Origin of the sequence: Pseudomonas sp. NPDC089428 (assembly GCF_044749325.1) — a bacterium.
In the GTDB taxonomy this organism is placed as follows: Bacteria; Pseudomonadota; Gammaproteobacteria; order Pseudomonadales; family Pseudomonadaceae; genus Aquipseudomonas.
Map to the genome: position 1 here is coordinate 184,299 of NZ_JBIVHT010000001.1, position 15,647 is coordinate 199,945.

Below are 15,647 nucleotides of genomic sequence, written 5' to 3' on the forward strand. Positions count from 1 at the left end.
CATGAAAGCACGTACCCAGGACGAGGCCGGGCGCTGGTTCGCGCCTGAGCGCTTGAGCGCCCGGCAGAGCGTGACCCCTGAAGGGTTTCTGCTGTGCGAGGCAGTCCCCATCGCCCGCATCGGCACGCTGCTCTACGACGAGAGCGAACTGGTCAACGAAGACGGCCCGCTGATCGAGGGTGGTTCTGGTGGCCTGGTCGCCATCGAGCGAAACGCCGACGAGGTGTTCCGCGCCGAGACCATCGCCAGCTTCGAGGGCAAGCCGGTCACCCTGGCCCATCCCGAAGACTTCGTGAACCCAAGCAACTGGCGCGAGCTGAGCATGGGCATCACCCAGAACGTCCGGCGCGGTGACGGGATCGAGAACGACCTGATGCTGGCCGACCTGCTGATCACCGACGCCCAAGCCATCGAGGATGTGCGCAACGGCCTTCGGCAGGTGTCCTGCGGCTACGACGCCGAATACGAACAACTGGCAGTCGGTCGCGGCCGCCAGACCAACATCGTGGGCAACCACGTAGCACTGGTAGAGCGTGGCCGCTGTGGCCCGCGATGCGCAATCGGAGACTCCGACACCATGAGCAAGAAAAAGCAGCTGAGCTTCGCCGATCGCCTCCGCCGGGCGTTCATGTCCAAGGATGCCGAAGCGGCCGAGGCCCTGGCCAAGGAAGCGGAAACCGCCGACGAGGAAGAGGAAGAAGAGGACAAGGGCAAAGCCAAAACCGGCGATGCTGCTACCGACCTGATCCTCAAGGAAATCCGCGCCCTGTCGGCCCGCGTTGGCGACATGGAAGGCAAGATGGACGACCTGACCAAGGATGACGACAAGGAAGACGAGGCCAAGACCAAGGACACCGTCCTGGAGGCCGAGGAAGCTGAGTCGAACAGCGAGGCCTCTGGCAAGGCCTACACCGGCGACGCGGCAGTCATGACCGACCTGCGCTCCCGTGCCGAGATCCTGGCCCCGGGCATCACCTTCGCCACCCGCGATGCCAAGGTGAAGACCACCGACCACATCTGCGCCTGCCAGCGTCAGGCGCTGGGCAAGGCCATGGACACCGAAGGTGGCAAGGCCATCGTCGAGCCGTTCCTGATGGGCCGAGCGCTGGACCAGATGACCGCCGACCAGGTGTCTGCCGCGTTCACCGGGGCAAGTGAGCTGGCCAAGCTGAGCAACAACAGCCAGGGCACGCGCACCTCGACCAACACCAAAGACTTCGGCCGCACCCGGTCGATCGCCGATATCAACGCCGCCAACAAGGCCTTCTGGAAACACTGAGGGGATCCCCGATGAGCAACGCATTTCTCTACCGCATGCCCGCGGGCATCCCTGGCGATGTCACCCGTGCCAGCCAATCCACCATCGAGCCGGTTTTCCTGAACCCGTCGCTGCCGTTCGCCGGCTTCGGCCTGTTCGGCAAGATCGCCAGCGACAAGTTCGTGCCGTTCGGTGCTGGCGACACTGCTGGCGCTGAATACGGCCTGCTGGTTCGCCCGTACCCAATCACCGGTGGCTCGGGTTCCGACCCGCTGGGCACCTCGACCCCGCCAACCAAGGGCGTGGCCGACGTCCTGCGTCGTGGCTACATGACCGTGAAGCTGAACGCTGGCACCGCTGCCAAAGACGGCACCGTCTACGTGCGCGTGGCTGCTGCAGCTGCTGGCAAGCCCATCGGCGGCATCGAGGCGGCAGCCGACAGCACCAACACGGTGGCCATCACCACCGCGACCTTCATGGGCGCTGCCGATGCATCTGGCAACGTCGAAATCGCCTACAACATCTAAGGGGAACGCTAGATGAGCAACCTGATTCTGCCGCGCTCGATCAAGCGCGCCCACACCCGCGACGGTCTGATGACCTTCGACGCGGCCACCATCGACTCCACTGGCGTGTTCCTGATCGGTGAACTGGAGCGCCTGGACCAGACCCTGCACGGCCCGCTGGCTTCGGTCACCTGGTCGCGCGACATCGAGCTGCGCGAGGACGTCTCGATCGCTGACGAGATCTCCAGCTTCACCAACAGCACCTTCGCTGCGGTGGGCGGTACCAGCCCGAACGGCAAGGCCTGGATCGGCAAAGACTCCAGCTCGATCGCCTCGCTGGCCCTGGACATCGGCAAGACGCCGAAGCCGCTGACCCTGTGGGGCATGGAGCTGTCCTGGACCCTGCCAGAGCTGGCCTCGGCTCAACAGCTGGGCCGCCCGGTCGACTCGCAGAAGTTCACCGGCATGCAGCTCAAACACAACATGGACATCGACGAGCAGGTCTACATCGGCGATACCGACCTGGGCGAAACCGGCCTGGTCAACTCGTCGTCGGTTACCAACGTCAGCAACGCCATCACCGGCAGCTGGGCGACCGCCACCCCGGCGCAGATCCTGGCCGACGTGAACGACCTGCTGAACAGCGTGTGGGCTGCATCGGCATTCGCCATCTGCCCGCGTGAGCTGCGCCTGCCGCCAGTAGCGTACAGCCAGCTGGTCAGCCGCATCGTGTCCGACGCCGGTAACATCTCGGTGCTGGAATTCCTGCGCGTCAACAGCCTGTCGAACTCCATCAACGGCACGCCGCTGAACATCCAGCCGCTGAAGTGGCTGACCAACCGTGGCACCAGCAACACCAACCGCATGATGGCGTACACCAACGAGAAGGACCGCGTCCGCTTCCCGATGGTGCCGCTGCAGCGCACCCCGCTGGAATACCGCGGCATCCGTCAGATCACCACCTACTACGGCCGCCTGGGCGTGGTGGAGGTGGTCTACCCGGAAACCATCGGCTACCGTGACGGCATCTGAGGGCTTCATCATGGCAAAGCGCAATGTGATCAAGCCCTTCAAGCTGAACACCCCGGACGGTGTGATCGACTTCGCGGCCGGCACCCAGGTGATCGACGACAAGCACGTCGATCACTGGTTCGTGCAGGCCCACTTGGAGCCCGAGGTTGTCGATGAAAGCGAGGAGGAGGAGAAAAAGCGCCTCATCGCTGACCTGGCAGCCAAGGGCATCACCGTCGGCCAGAACATCAGGCTCGAAACCCTGCGCGAGCGCGTGGCAAAGGCCAACGCCAGCGCCTGATACAGGACTGAACCATGGATGCTGCCAAGTTCCGCGAAGACTTCCCCGAGTTCGCTGATACCACCAGGTATCCGGACTCGGCGGTAAATCTCTGGATGGGCCTGGCGGTCAATGTCCTGCCGCCTGATCGCTGGTGCGATTACCTCAACATCGGCATCGAGCTGTTCGTGGCCCACAACCTGACCGTAGCCGCCGGCAACCAGCAGACCGCTGCTGCCGGTGGCGCTGGCGGCCAGGTGAAAGGGCCGGTGAACAGCAAGTCGGTGGACAAGGTCAGCGTCGGCTATGACAGCGGCGCGGTATCGCTCGAGGATGGTGGGTTCTTCAACCTGACCACCTACGGCATCCAGCTGCTGCAACTGGTCCGCATGATCGGCACCGGAGGGTTCCAGCTGTGAGCCTGAAGGTCACCAAAGACAACGTCGCCAAGGTGCTGCATGCCATCCAGAAGCTAGCCGGCCAGGAGGTTCTGGTCGGCATCCCGGCAACGGAAGCAGAGCGCAACGATGACGAGCCAGGCGCGCCGCTCAACAATGCCCAGCTTGGGTACATTCACGAATACGGATCGCCCAAGGCCAATATCCCTGCGCGGCCGTTTCTGGAGCCAGGGGTGGAGGAGCAGCGGGCCAGCATCACCAATCACCTGCAGACGGCCACCAAGGCTGCGCTGAACGGGCAGGACGAGAAGGTCGACCAGTCGCTTAACGCGGCCGGCCTGATTGCCTCGACCGGAGCGCGCAACAAGCTCAACTCAGGCGAATTCGCGCCGCTTGCGCCAAGCACCATCCGCAACCGGCACAAAAGCCGTGGAACGGCCTCCATGCGCTCCTCCGAAAAGCGCTACCTGGAACTGATCGCCTCGGGCTCATCCCCAGAGCAGGCCCAGGCTGAGGCTGGCATTCAACCGTTGGTCAACACCGGCCAGCTGCGCAACTCCATCACCTACGTCATCCGCAAGAAGGAATAGCCATGGCCCTGCTTGATGTCACAGAGGTCCTGCTTGATCCGGACTTCATGGACATGGGCCTGGTCTGTAAGCGCTCAACCCAAACCGTCGGCGACAATGGCCGCGCTACCAACGCGCAGTCATCGATGCCATTCGCCGGGGTAGTCACCAGCGACAAGGGTGACATCCTCGAGCGAATTGCCGGCGGCGAGCGCAAGAAGGGCTCCATCACCATTCACACCCTGTTCCGGCTCACGGCCGGCGACGGCGAAGACATCATTGCCGATGTCGTGACCTGGCAAGGCCGGGACTACACCGTGGCTAACGTCAACGACTACAGCCATTTCGGGCGCGGTTTCGTAGCGGCCTCCTGCGACCTTCTACCCCTGGCGGGATAACCCATGGCGAATACCTCTGCAACCGGTGGCTACCTGGCACCGGAAGGCGCCCCTACGCCTACAGATGAGTCACTTGAAGACGATCTGCAGGCGATGGTGGCGGGTGTCACTGGCATTCCCGGCAAGTACGTCAGGCCGCGCTGGCAGCCGGGCAACCCAAAGCAGCCAGAGCCAAACGTCGATTGGTGCGCAATTGGCGTGATGAGCACGAAGCAGGACGCCAACTCGGCGATCGAGCACATCGGCATCGAAGACGGCCATGACACCTACCAGCGTCACCAGGAAATCATCCTGCTGGCCACGTTCTACGGTCCCAATGCTCAGTCCTATGGCCAGATCCTCAGTGACGGCATGTACGTCCCGCAGAACAGCGAGGCGCTCAAGGCCAAGGACATGGCCTTCGTAGAAGCCGGCGAGCTCATTGCCGCGCCGGAGCTGATCAACCAGCAGTGGGTGCGCCGCTACGACCTGCGAATCCGGCTTCGCCGGAAGATCAACCGCACCTACCAGGTGCTCAACATTCTGTCCGCCGAAGTCACGGTCACCCCCGGCTGACCACTCCAGGAGAAATCAATGCCAACTCTTGCCGTTTCGGGCGTCGTCAACGTCCAGGTCGTCATGTCTCCACTGGCGGCCGCTACCCGCGATTTCGGCGCGCTGCTCATTCTGGGGGCGTCCAGTGTCATCGACACCAATGAACGCATCCGCCAGTATTCGTCGCTCACTGCAGTGGCTGCCGATTTCGGCACCTCCGCGCCTGAATACCTGGCCGCCAGCCTGTTCTTCAGTCAGTCGCCCCAGCCGGCGATCCTGTATGTCGGCCGCTGGGCCAAGGCTGCATCTTCGGCTCGCCTGAACGGTGGTGCGCTTTCGACCGCCCAGCAAGCGATGTCGAACTTCACCAGCATCACTACCGGGTCGATGAAGATCACCGTTGATGGAACGGTGAAAACGCTGTCGGCCCTGAACTTCAGCGCTGCGGCCAACCTGAATGCCGTTGCCTCGATCATCACCACGGCCCTGGCTGGCGCCGTATGCGTCTGGAACGCCAACTACTCGCGGTTCGAGATCACCAGCCCAACCACTGGTGCGACGTCTACCCTGACCTACGCAAGCTCCACCGGATCCGGCACCGATGTTTCGGCCCTGCTCGGCCTGGTAACCGGCGTGGCGTCGGCGCCGGTCAACGGCATCGTCGCCGAGACCCTGCTGGCATGCGTTACCGCGCTGGCCAGCCAGTCGGCCAACTGGTACGGCCTGCTGGTCGCAGACACCAGCCCGACCGACGCCGATCTTCTGGGCGTGTCTGCCTTCATCGAAGGGGCGTCGCCGTCTCGGATTTTCGGCATCACCACGCAGAACCCGCTGGCACTGGATGGCACCAGCACCACCGATATCGCCGCCAAACTCAAGGCCGCGCTGTACAAGCGCAGCTTCTGCCAGTACTCCAGCTCCAGTGCCTACGCTGCCGCATCGATCTTCGGCCGGGCTTTCACGGTGAACTTCCAGGGTAACAACACCACCATCACCCTGAAGTTCAAGCAGGAGCCTGGCGTTGCCGCCGAGGGCTTGAACACCACGCAGGCTGCCGCACTGAAGGCGAAAAACTGCAACGTCTTTGTCAAATACGACAACGACACCGCCATCATCCAGGAAGGCGTGATGTCGAACGGGTACTTCTTCGACGAGGTGCACGGCCTGGACTGGCTGCAGAACGACGTGCAGACCGCCGTCTACAACCTGCTCTACACCAGCACCACCAAGATCCCGCAGACCGACGCCGGCATCAACCGGATCGTCACCACGGTCAACGAGCGGCTGGAGCAGGCGGTGGCCAATGGCCTCGTCGCGCCAGGGCAATGGAATGGCCCAGCATTCGGGGCGCTGACCTCCGGGCAGTACCTGTCGACCGGCTACTACTCTTACGCTCCGCCCGTTGCCTCCCAGTCCCAGGCAGACCGCGAAGCCCGCAAGGCCCCAGTTATCCAGTCGGCGATAAAGCTGGCCGGTGCCGTCCACTTCGTCGACGTCATCATCAACGTCAACCGCTGATCGGAGCTGATCATCCATGGCAACCTATTCGTTCCTCGATGTAAACGCCACGCTGGTGGGCGCCGGCGCGGTGATCGACCTCGGGTCCGGCGCCGCGAACGCCGAAGAAGGTATTTCGATTGTCGCGGCCAACGACAAGAACACCATGACCATCGGCGCGGACGGCGAGGGCATGCACTCGCTGCACGCCGACAAGTCCGGCCAGGTCACGGTTCGTCTGCTCAAGACCTCCCCTAAGAACGCCCAGCTGATGGCGCTCTATGACGCTCAGTCGTTCAGTTCGTCGCTCTGGGGCCAGAACATCATCACCATCACCAACTCGTCGAGTGGCGACACCACGGTGGCCCGGTCCTGCGCCTTCAAAAAGCGCCCGGACCTGAACTACCGGAAAGACGGCGATATCGTCGAATGGGTGTTCGACTCCGTGAAAATTGACGGCCTGCTGGGTACCTACTGATGACCGAGTTCGAGATCAACGGAATCACCTACCGCATCGGCAAGATGACCGTGTTCCAGCAATTTCACCTGGAGCGCAAAGTCGCGCCGCTGATTCCAAAGCTGGTGCCGGTGTTCCTGAAGCTGCAGGGCGCCGCCCAGGAAGGAAAAAGCGCCAATCCTCTCACTGGCGACCTGTCGGCAACCGTGGACATGCTTTCTCCGTTCATGGATGCCATCGCCAGCATGGAAGACGACCAGGCCGAATTCATCCTTGGCACCTCTCTGTCGGTGGTCAGCCGCAAGCAGGGTGAAGTGTGGTCGCCGGTCTGGAGCTCGCGCGGCAACGTCGCCATGTTCGACGACATCGACATGAACGACATGCTCAAGATGACCTACCGCGTGATCCTGGAGGCGCTCGGCCCTTTTATCAAAGGGATGCTTACCGGCCCGAAAGCTCCCACGAAGGTGTAACGGTCGAGCTGGCAACGCTGCCAAGCGGCGAAGACTGGCTTCTGCTCCCTGTGATGGAGGGCATGTGCCGGTACGAGTCGTTGATCGACGGAACCCTTGACCTGGCCGACATCGCCAAGATGAACGACGCGCTGCTGGTGCGCGCTGAAAACAAAGAGCGCATGCGCCTCGCCGCGGAGAGAAAGAATGGCTGATCAGGACGTCATGAAGGAGTTCCTCGTCTCCCTTGGTTTCAAGGTGGACAAGCAGGGCATGAAGTCCTTCACCGATGGCGTGGACGGCGCAACCAAGGTCGTGAAAAACCTGGTGACTGCCATCACCGGTGCTTCGCTCGCTGTCGCGGCGGGTGTGTCAGCATTCGCATCGAATCTGGAGGGCCTCTATTTCGCATCGCAGCGCATAGGTGCTGCGGCGACCAGCATCAAGTCGGCTGAATACGCAGCTCGGGATCTTGGCGCCTCGGCGTCAGAGGCTCGCGGCTCGCTGGAGTCCATGGCGCGCTTTCTGCGCGAGAACCCGGGCGGCGAGAGTTTCCTGAAAGGCATAGGCGTGCAGACGCGGGATGCCAATGGCGAACTGCGCGACACCGCCGATCTGATGGTTAGCCTGGGAAACCGCCTGCGCAGCATGCCTTGGTACCAGGCCAAGCAGTATGCCGGGATCCTGGGCATTGACGACAACACACTGCGGGCAATCGTCAGCGGCGAGTTCGGCAGGAAGCTGGAGGAGAACCGCAAGCGCCTGGCAGGGAGCGGGTTGGACAAGGCCACCAAGGACGCCCATGCGTTCATGGAGGCGCTGCGTGGGCTGCTGATTCAGTTTGAAAGCTTTACGGTGAGGCTCCAAGCATCCTTGATGCAAAAGCTTGGGCCAGAGCTTCAGCGCTTTTCGGACTGGTTCGAGAAAAACTCTCCGATGATCGCTGATCGCCTGGCTGACATCGTCGCAAAACTGCTTGATCTCGCAGAGAAGGCTGGACCGTATCTCAAGCAAATCTGGCAGTTCTTCGTGGACCTTGATGCTGCAACTGATGGCTGGAGCACCAGACTTCTGATTTTGATCGGTCTCCTGAATACCATCGGCGCCTTTGGAGTGGTGACGGGAATCTCGAATCTTGCAACTGCATTCTTGAGGCTCGGAAGCGCTATCGGCGGAGCAGGCACTGCGGCAGCCGGAGCTGGAGCCTTAGGGAGCCTTGCTGCAGGCCTAGGTGCGGCACTCTACTCACCATCTCTCAATGATGGCGAGGACGATATCGTAAGACGTAGACGCGCTGCTGAGGACGCTGCTGCCGGGGAGATCAATGGCGGCACCGACATGGGCAACATGATCCTGCAGTTTTTCCAAGGCCTGGGATGGACCAGGGAGCAGTCTGCCGGGATCGTTGCCAACCTGTCGGTGGAAAGCGGGTTTGATCCTGCAGCCGTCGGCGACAATGGCAAGGCATACGGGATTGCGCAATGGCATCCTGATCGACAAGCAAATTTCAAGGCCTGGGCCGGGAAGGACATACGGCAATCCACACTTGAGGATCAGCTTAATTTCATCCAGTACGAGCTGACTGAGGGTGCTGAAGTCGCTGCTGGCAAGTTACTACGAGCTGCAAACAGCTCAAGCGATGCCGGGTCGATCGTGTCTCGCTATTACGAGCGGCCAGGTAGCGGGAATACTCCAGCAGAGCGTGAGGCGGCGCGAGCCAGGGAGGCGGCGAATCGAGGAGCCATTGCTGCGGGGATCACGCAAAGCACGACGATCAACGTGTATGGGGCTACCGATCCGAATGCCACTGCAAGCGCCGTCAGTGGCGCCCAGAAGCAGGTAACACAGGATATGAAGCGAAACCTCAGCAGCCCGGTGAATTGACATGCCCAACTTTGCAGGCTTCATCACGATCGATGCGAAACGCTCGATCGACAGCATCGTTGCGCATGTCACCCTGGAGGAGGTCGGTACCGACGAGCTGCAGATCACAGACCATCCGGTCGAGCAGGGCGCCGAGATTACAGACCACGCCTATAAGAAAAACCCCGAGGTGGTGATCAGGTGCGGCTGGAGCAATGCCAGCCTGGCCGGGGTGATCGACAGCGCCAAGGGGCTCTTTTCCGCTTTGACAGGCGGCGATGCGTTCGGCTCCGACTACGTGTCGGGCATCTACAACCAGCTCCTGGCCCTCCAGCAGTCCCGGCAGCCGTTCGACGTGTCCACCGGCAAGCGCATCTACCCCAACATGCTGATGCGCAGCCTGACCCAGACCACCGACCCGACCAGCGAATACACGCTGATGGTCACCGCCGTGTTCCGGCAGGTGTTGATCGTCAACACCGCGGCAACGACGCTTCCGCCGCGAGATGATCAGGCGTCGCCGGCAGACACGGCAGAAACCCAAAGCATGGGCGACAAGCAGGTAGCCCAGTCATACCCGGCCCCTGGCGGCTGGCAGCCGCCGAATGGGTGACCAATGGCCAACTTCGAAATACCGCTCACGCCTAGCCCGCAGCGCTTCAACATCACGCTGTCAGGGGTTCAGTACCGCCTGGCAGTCGTCTGGCGGAATGCTGAACAAGGTGGATGGGTGCTGGATATCGCGGATGCGAACGGCAACCCGATCATCCAGGGTATCCCCCTGGTGACCGGTGCCAACCTGCTCGAGCAGTACGAATACCTTGGCCTGGGCGGCGTGCTTTGGTGCCAGACCACTGACAATCCCGATGCGGTGCCGACCTTCGAAAATCTCGGGGTCGGCTCGCATCTGTATTGGTGGGTTGAGGATTAGTCTGGAATGATCGGTTCTGCATAGCAGCGACAGACCTCGACATCTGAGCAATGGTGATAACCGGGATGCTCGTGTGAATGGTCCCAACTGAAAAGCTTCCCAGACTTTGATCTGCAGTACTCGCAAACCGTGCCATCACCTGCTGTTATCCAGCGATAGCGCCTCGAGCCCACCCACTTGGATTGAGCTTTTGTTCGCTCAAACGAGCTTATGAATTTATCCCGCAGCTTAGGCTTGGCTGATGCTGCTGTCACAAGCTGCGGGCGATACGGGGCAGCATTTGCCTCTCTGGGCTTGCGTATTCGCTGCAGTAGCGTGGCGACTACAACTACGGCCAAAACAGCTAAGGCGATGATCAGTAGCGGACCTCTTTCCATGGCATCTACCCTAGTTGATGAGAAAATCCGATGAGCGTACCCCAATATCTTCGTCAGATCAGCCTCAAGATCGGTAACGACACCGAGGCCATCGATCTTTCCGAGTTGCGCATCCGCTTTGCCGTGCGCCGCGGCACTATTAGCACCCCGAACACCGCCGACATCCGGGTGTACAACGTCAGCGCTGAAACTGCTCGGAAGTCCCAGCTGAAAGAGTTCGGGCGCGTCGTGCTGATGGCTGGATACGCCGGCAACTACGGGGTGATCTTCGATGGCACCATCAAGCAGGTACGGCGCGGGCGCGAGAGCCAGACCGACACCTACCTGGACATCACGGCCGCCGACGGCGACAGCGCCTACAACTGGTCTGTGATCAACATGTCGCTGGCGGCAGGGTCGACGGCCCAGGACCACCTGAAGTCTGCCGTCCAGGCTATGGAGGGTCGCGGCGTTACGATGGGCGACAGTGGAACCCTATCCACCAACAAGCTGCCGCGGGGCAAGGTCATGTTTGGGCTGACCCGTGATGTGCTGGACAACCTCGGGCGCACCCAAGATGTCAGCTGGAGCATCCAAGACGGCAAGATGACGCTAATCCCCAACACGGCCTATCTGCCCGGCGATGCCATCGTGGTGAACTACCAGACAGGCATGGTGGGGCTGCCTGAGCAGACGCAGAACGGGGTCAACGTGCGCATGCTACTGAACCCAAGCGTGAAGATAGGGCGATTGCTCAAGATCGATAATGCGAGCATTCAAAAAGCCCGCTATGACCCCAGCCAGCTGCAAGAGGCGGAGGTCGTTAAGCAAAAAATCCAGAACGATTTGAGTGCTGATGGCCTGTACAAGGTGTTAATCGCCGACAGCTATGGAGATACCCGCGGCAATGAATGGTACACAGAGGTCATCTGCATTTCCGTAGATGCGACGCTTACCAATAAGGCAATGATAGATAGCGCTGTCGGTATACCTGGGGCAATTCTTGGGCCTGGCGCTGTGAAGCCATATGGCTAAGGGCACTTAGTCAATCCTCTCCGCTGGCTTTCCGAAGAGATAACTGTTCCTTTCCCATAAGTATCGAAATTAACTTCGGCGAAAACGGCCATTGGCATTGTCGATGTCTTTCCATCGTCATAAATAAAAATCGCATCTCCACCAAGGGTCTGTCCCCAGCACCCTTTGCCTTCTGCCATTTTTACAACGGCATTACTCGGCGTGGCATCCCTGAATGCCCGCATATGCTCAGCATTCACTATTGGTAGATCGCATTTTTGTGAGGGCGACAAGAATTTAAAAAATCTGTCTTTCGCCACAGTTTGGCCTGCACAGAGGCTTCCTGAAGGGGCAACAAGCATTGTTTCGGCAGAAGCAGCCGAGGACGCAATTAGCAGCCCGACCATTAACATCTTCTTCACGGTGATCTCCTTGAATGTCGAAGAAAGGCTAGACGATCCGCTTAGCGTTCTGAAGATCGCGCAACGCTCCGCCCAGTCGAAATTGTGGACTGCACTGCCAGGGATAATCCAGTCGTTCAGCGCACAGGCGATGACTTGCGTGGTTCAGCCGGCAATTCAGGCCTTCGTGACTGCGGATGACGGGGCGCAGGTGCTCACCACGCTGCCTCTGCTGCTGGACTGCCCAGTGCAGTTCCCGGCCGGCGGCGGATGCACGCTGACCTTCCCGGTGGCCGCCGGAGATGAATGCCTTGTGGTGTTCTCCTCCCGCTGCATCGATTCCTGGTGGCAGTCGGGCGGAATTCAGGCCCAGGCCGAGCTGCGTATGCATGACCTTTCCGATGGCTTCGCGCTGCTGGGCTTCCGGTCGCAGCCGAGAGTCATCGGCAACATCAGCCTGCAGGCCGTCCAGCTGCGCAGCGACGACGGCGCCGCCTTTGTTGAGGTCAACCCCAGCACTCACGCGATCAATGCCACCACCACCGGCCCCATGGCGCTCACTGCGCCTCTGGTGACCATAAACGGGAACGTGCAGGTGAACGGTCGGGTGGACACAACGGGCGACGTGAAGGCCGGCACCATCAGCCTGCAGACCCACAAAACCAGCCAGGTCACCATTGGCACCGGAACCAGCGGGGTGCCCGTTCCATGAGGTATCGCAAGCTCGACGCCAACGGCGACTACACCTTCGGCAGCCAGCAGGCCGACTTCTACAAGGACAATCCCGACGCCGTGGCCCAGGCCGTCATGACGCGCCTGCGCCTCAACAAGGGCGAGTGGTTCATCGACACCGCTGATGGCACGCCCTGGAACACCGAGGTGCTTGGCGAGCGGACCGCCGCCACACGAGACGCCGCCATCAAGAAGCGAATCCTCGGCACGCCGGGCGTGGCGCAGATCGACAGCTACGACAGTTCGATCAACCCGGAAACGCGCCGCTTCACCGTGACGGCAACCATCACCACAGCCTACGGGCAGACCTCCATCAGCGAGACACTATAAATGGCGTCGTCTACTGCACCGGTCATCACTGCAACGGGGATCTCGGCACCCACCTATGCCGAGGTCCTGGACTTCCTCAAGACCCAGTACCAGTCGATCTACGGCGCTGATGTGTACCTCGGCAGCGATTCGCAGGACGGTCAGTTCCTCGGCGTGATTGCCCTGGCCATCAGCGATGCGAACGCAGCGACCATCGCCGCCTATTTGTCGTTCTCGCCAGCCACTGCTCAGGGTGCTGGGCTGTCCAGCAACGTCAAGATCAACGGCATAAAGCGCTCGTCCTCCAGCTTCTCGACCTGCGACGTTCTGCTGATTGGTCAGGCCGGTACCGGCATCACGAACGGCGTTGCAGAGGATCAGTCGGGCAATAAGTGGGCGCTTCCCGCTTCGGTGACCATCCCGCCAGCAGGCCAGATCACTGTCACCGCGACCTGCGCGACGGCAGGGGTTATCACTGCGTCGCCCGGGCAGATCAACAAGATCGCCACGCCAACACTGGGCTGGCAGTCTGTCAGCAACTCAGCATCGGCTGCGGCCGGCGCACCGGTCGAGACGGATTCGGCCCTCCGTCAGCGGCAGAAAACATCGACTGCCCTCCCGTCGCGCACGGTCCTTGAGGGCACGATCGGCGCGGTCGCCAATGTGTCCGGGGTCACGCGGTATGCCGCGGTAGACAACGACACCAACGTTACGGATGCCAACGGCATTCCGGCGAACTCCATGGCGATCATTGCGGAGGGCGGCGACGCCACGGCCATTGCCCAGGCGATAGCCGCGAAGAAGGGGCCTGGTGGCGGAACCTATGGCACCACCTCGGTGACCGTGCTCAACGTCTACAACATGCCGATCACCATCAAGTTCTTCCGCCCAACCTACCGCGCTGTGACGGCTGCCGTGAGCATCAAAGCGCTGGCCGGATACACCACGGCCATCGGCGCCGCCCTGCAGCAGGCAGTTTCCGACTATGTGAACCAGGTCGCCATAGGGGGAGGGGCAAGTGGAACCGTGGAGTGGGCCGACGCATTGACGGCGGCCAACAGCATTCCCGGCAGCACCACATTCAAGTTGACCGCGCTAACCCTGTCCGGGCCTGGTGGCGCCGGCACCCCTGACGTGCCGCTGGCCTTCAACCAGGCGGCAACCTGCACGCCTGCAAGCGTTGTTCTGACGGTGACCTGACATGCCAGACATCAAGGACTACACGGGGAAGATAACCAGCGAACACGCCGACAAGCCGAAGTACATGGCCATGGTCGAGGCTGTCTCGCAGTGCTTTCTGGATACCAACCAGGTGGCGGCGGGGCTTCCAGATGACTTCGACCTGGACCTGGCCACTGATGCCCAGCTGGATGATGTGGGCCTTTGGGTCGGCATCTCGCGAAACATCCCGACGCCGCTGACCAACGTCTATTTCTCCCTCGACACCCCGGGCCTCGGTTTCGACCAGGGCGCCTGGAAAGGGCCGTTTGACCCGGACAATGGCATCACCGTGCTGGACAACGAGACGTATCGCTCGCTGATTCGGGCCAAGATTGGTGCAAACCACTGGGACGGCACACTGGAATCGTCGAAGGCCATCCTCGACCTGATTTTCAACCCTGACGGGCACGCCCCGTTCTTCCCGGTTACCGCGACCAACGAGCCATTCGCGACCGGCGACGGCGTAACCAACACATTCCAGCTCAAATATCAGGGACAGAACGTCTACGAGTACACATCGGTAACGCTTTACAGGACCGATTGGCAGGGAACCCAGAAGTTGTACCCAACGCCGAGAACAAATAGCTATCTCTGGAACATGGATTTAACCAATGCATATTGGTCAAAGGGCGCTGGCTCGGCATCCGTGGGGCCAATCATAAATGGTGTGCAATTTACAAAGTTCACTCCTGACACGACCTCGGCGGTGCACGCCGTCGCTCGGGCGCTCAACATGCCGGCAGGAGCCACGGTCGTTCAAAGCTGCCTGATTTCTGCTGCGGGATATCAGCGTATCTCTATGAGGGTTGCACCTGGAGGTGTTCTTCTTGGTCGAGTAATTTTTGATGCGATATCTGGAACTGTTGTTCAGAACAATGCCGGGATATCTGCTGGAATATCAGACCTTGGAAATGGTGTGTTCAGGGTTTACGTGTCATATCAGTTGGGTTCTGGTTTAACTCAAGCGAGTATAAACTTTGAAGTTGCTGACAACACTAATGCCATTACTTTCAATGGTGACGGAACAAGCGGGATCCTACTGAGCGGCATGCAGGCCGAAGTAGACAATCTAACCAGCATCATCTCTACCACTTCGTCGGCGGCAACCGTAACCGACTACGTTGCCGGCCCATACGGCCAATTCACGATGGGAGAGGTCCCGCTTCCAGGTGCATCGCTGTCATGGACAGGCCAAGGCACCGCCTACGCCAAGGGCAACTACGCCTTCATCATCGACAATCAGGACATGACTATTTCCATTGGCCTTGCCGGCGATCCGCCAAGTGCGATCCAGTGGGCACTGCTGACAGGCGGCTACATCACGCCAAAACCACAGAGCGTTGACATCAAGTACTTCTATTCGCCGTCGACCAGCGGCCCGCTGTTTGGCTTCGATGTCTCCAACCAATACATAGCCGGCTTCGACCAAGGGAGCTGGGGTAGCGTCTATTCCTAAGAGG

Annotated in this window: 21 protein-coding genes; 20 read left to right on the top strand and 1 reads right to left on the bottom strand. The window is 60.8% G+C overall.

The window, feature by feature from the left end; genetic code table 11:
- Position 1: 1 nt before the first annotated feature.
- The 16 genes from ACIPZ5_RS01000 (at position 2) to ACIPZ5_RS01075 (ending at position 11,545) form a co-directional block, all read left to right on the top strand.
- Entirely contained in the window at positions 2-1,279 is a 1,278-nt protein-coding gene (locus ACIPZ5_RS01000; RefSeq protein WP_400806021.1) for a DUF2213 domain-containing protein, read from the top strand.
- An 11-nt stretch (positions 1,280-1,290) separates the two neighbouring features.
- Positions 1,291-1,785 (top strand): hypothetical protein, encoded by a 495-nt coding sequence (locus ACIPZ5_RS01005; RefSeq protein ID WP_400806023.1) that lies wholly within the window; start codon positions 1,291-1,293, stop codon positions 1,783-1,785.
- A gap of 12 nt (positions 1,786-1,797) precedes the next feature.
- Entirely contained in the window at positions 1,798-2,796 is a 999-nt protein-coding gene (locus tag ACIPZ5_RS01010; protein ID WP_400806025.1) for a DUF2184 domain-containing protein, read from the top strand.
- 10 nt (positions 2,797-2,806) lie between these two features.
- Positions 2,807-3,076 (top strand): hypothetical protein, encoded by a 270-nt coding sequence (locus tag ACIPZ5_RS01015; protein WP_400806028.1) that lies wholly within the window; start codon positions 2,807-2,809, stop codon positions 3,074-3,076.
- A 14-nt stretch (positions 3,077-3,090) separates the two neighbouring features.
- Complete coding sequence (locus ACIPZ5_RS01020) at positions 3,091-3,474, top strand: DUF4054 domain-containing protein (protein WP_400806031.1); 384 nt, start codon at positions 3,091-3,093, stop codon at positions 3,472-3,474.
- Positions 3,471-4,043, top strand: coding sequence for a hypothetical protein (locus tag ACIPZ5_RS01025; RefSeq protein WP_400806034.1), 573 nt, complete (start codon positions 3,471-3,473; stop codon positions 4,041-4,043). Before ACIPZ5_RS01020 ends, ACIPZ5_RS01025 begins: the two co-directional genes overlap by 4 nt.
- A gap of 2 nt (positions 4,044-4,045) precedes the next feature.
- On the top strand, positions 4,046-4,420 hold the full coding sequence (locus tag ACIPZ5_RS01030; RefSeq protein ID WP_400806036.1) for a hypothetical protein: 375 nt from the start codon (positions 4,046-4,048) through the stop codon (positions 4,418-4,420).
- 3 nt (positions 4,421-4,423) lie between these two features.
- Positions 4,424-4,975: an LIC_12616 family protein gene (locus tag ACIPZ5_RS01035; RefSeq protein ID WP_400806039.1), complete on the top strand. Its 552-nt coding sequence runs from the start codon at positions 4,424-4,426 to the stop codon at positions 4,973-4,975.
- An 18-nt stretch (positions 4,976-4,993) separates the two neighbouring features.
- Positions 4,994-6,472: a DUF3383 domain-containing protein gene (locus ACIPZ5_RS01040; protein WP_400806042.1), complete on the top strand. Its 1,479-nt coding sequence runs from the start codon at positions 4,994-4,996 to the stop codon at positions 6,470-6,472.
- Between the two features lie 16 nt (positions 6,473-6,488).
- Positions 6,489-6,929 carry a phage structural protein gene (locus tag ACIPZ5_RS01045; RefSeq protein WP_069016443.1) on the top strand — a complete coding sequence of 147 codons (441 nt, stop codon included), beginning with the start codon at positions 6,489-6,491 and terminating at the stop codon, positions 6,927-6,929.
- The gene (locus ACIPZ5_RS01050) at positions 6,929-7,381 is read left to right on the top strand and encodes a phage tail assembly chaperone (protein ID WP_400806045.1); all 453 of its coding nucleotides are present in this window, start codon (positions 6,929-6,931) and stop codon (positions 7,379-7,381) included. Before ACIPZ5_RS01045 ends, ACIPZ5_RS01050 begins: the two co-directional genes overlap by 1 nt.
- Positions 7,382-7,443: 62 nt before the next feature.
- Complete coding sequence (locus tag ACIPZ5_RS01055; RefSeq protein WP_302622352.1) at positions 7,444-7,575, top strand: DUF6889 family protein; 132 nt, start codon at positions 7,444-7,446, stop codon at positions 7,573-7,575.
- Positions 7,568-9,244, top strand: coding sequence for a phage tail tip lysozyme (locus ACIPZ5_RS01060; RefSeq protein WP_400806048.1), 1,677 nt, complete (start codon positions 7,568-7,570; stop codon positions 9,242-9,244). Before ACIPZ5_RS01055 ends, ACIPZ5_RS01060 begins: the two co-directional genes overlap by 8 nt.
- A gap of 1 nt (position 9,245) precedes the next feature.
- The gene (locus tag ACIPZ5_RS01065) at positions 9,246-9,836 is read left to right on the top strand and encodes a phage baseplate protein (RefSeq protein ID WP_400806050.1); all 591 of its coding nucleotides are present in this window, start codon (positions 9,246-9,248) and stop codon (positions 9,834-9,836) included.
- Positions 9,837-9,839: 3 nt separating this feature from the next.
- Complete coding sequence (locus tag ACIPZ5_RS01070) at positions 9,840-10,154, top strand: phage baseplate plug protein (RefSeq protein WP_400806053.1); 315 nt, start codon at positions 9,840-9,842, stop codon at positions 10,152-10,154.
- Between the two features lie 407 nt (positions 10,155-10,561).
- Positions 10,562-11,545 (top strand): phage protein, encoded by a 984-nt coding sequence (locus tag ACIPZ5_RS01075; RefSeq protein ID WP_400806056.1) that lies wholly within the window; start codon positions 10,562-10,564, stop codon positions 11,543-11,545.
- Here the strand turns inward: ACIPZ5_RS01075 and ACIPZ5_RS01080 are convergent.
- Positions 11,542-11,946, bottom strand: coding sequence for a hypothetical protein (locus tag ACIPZ5_RS01080; protein ID WP_400806058.1), 405 nt, complete (start codon positions 11,944-11,946; stop codon positions 11,542-11,544). The genes ACIPZ5_RS01075 and ACIPZ5_RS01080 overlap by 4 nt on opposite strands.
- A gap of 10 nt (positions 11,947-11,956) precedes the next feature.
- On the opposite strand from ACIPZ5_RS01080, the gene ACIPZ5_RS01085 reads away from it, so the two are divergent.
- From ACIPZ5_RS01085 to ACIPZ5_RS01100, 4 genes are read left to right on the top strand one after another with little or no spacing between them, the layout of a single operon-like run.
- Entirely contained in the window at positions 11,957-12,637 is a 681-nt protein-coding gene (locus tag ACIPZ5_RS01085; RefSeq protein ID WP_400806060.1) for a Gp138 family membrane-puncturing spike protein, read from the top strand.
- Complete coding sequence (locus tag ACIPZ5_RS01090; RefSeq protein ID WP_400806063.1) at positions 12,634-12,987, top strand: hypothetical protein; 354 nt, start codon at positions 12,634-12,636, stop codon at positions 12,985-12,987. Before ACIPZ5_RS01085 ends, ACIPZ5_RS01090 begins: the two co-directional genes overlap by 4 nt.
- Positions 12,988-14,166 (top strand): baseplate J/gp47 family protein, encoded by a 1,179-nt coding sequence (locus tag ACIPZ5_RS01095; RefSeq protein WP_400806066.1) that lies wholly within the window; start codon positions 12,988-12,990, stop codon positions 14,164-14,166.
- Position 14,167: 1 nt separating this feature from the next.
- Entirely contained in the window at positions 14,168-15,643 is a 1,476-nt protein-coding gene (locus tag ACIPZ5_RS01100; RefSeq protein ID WP_400806068.1) for a DUF2612 domain-containing protein, read from the top strand.
- Positions 15,644-15,647 lie beyond the last annotated feature (4 nt).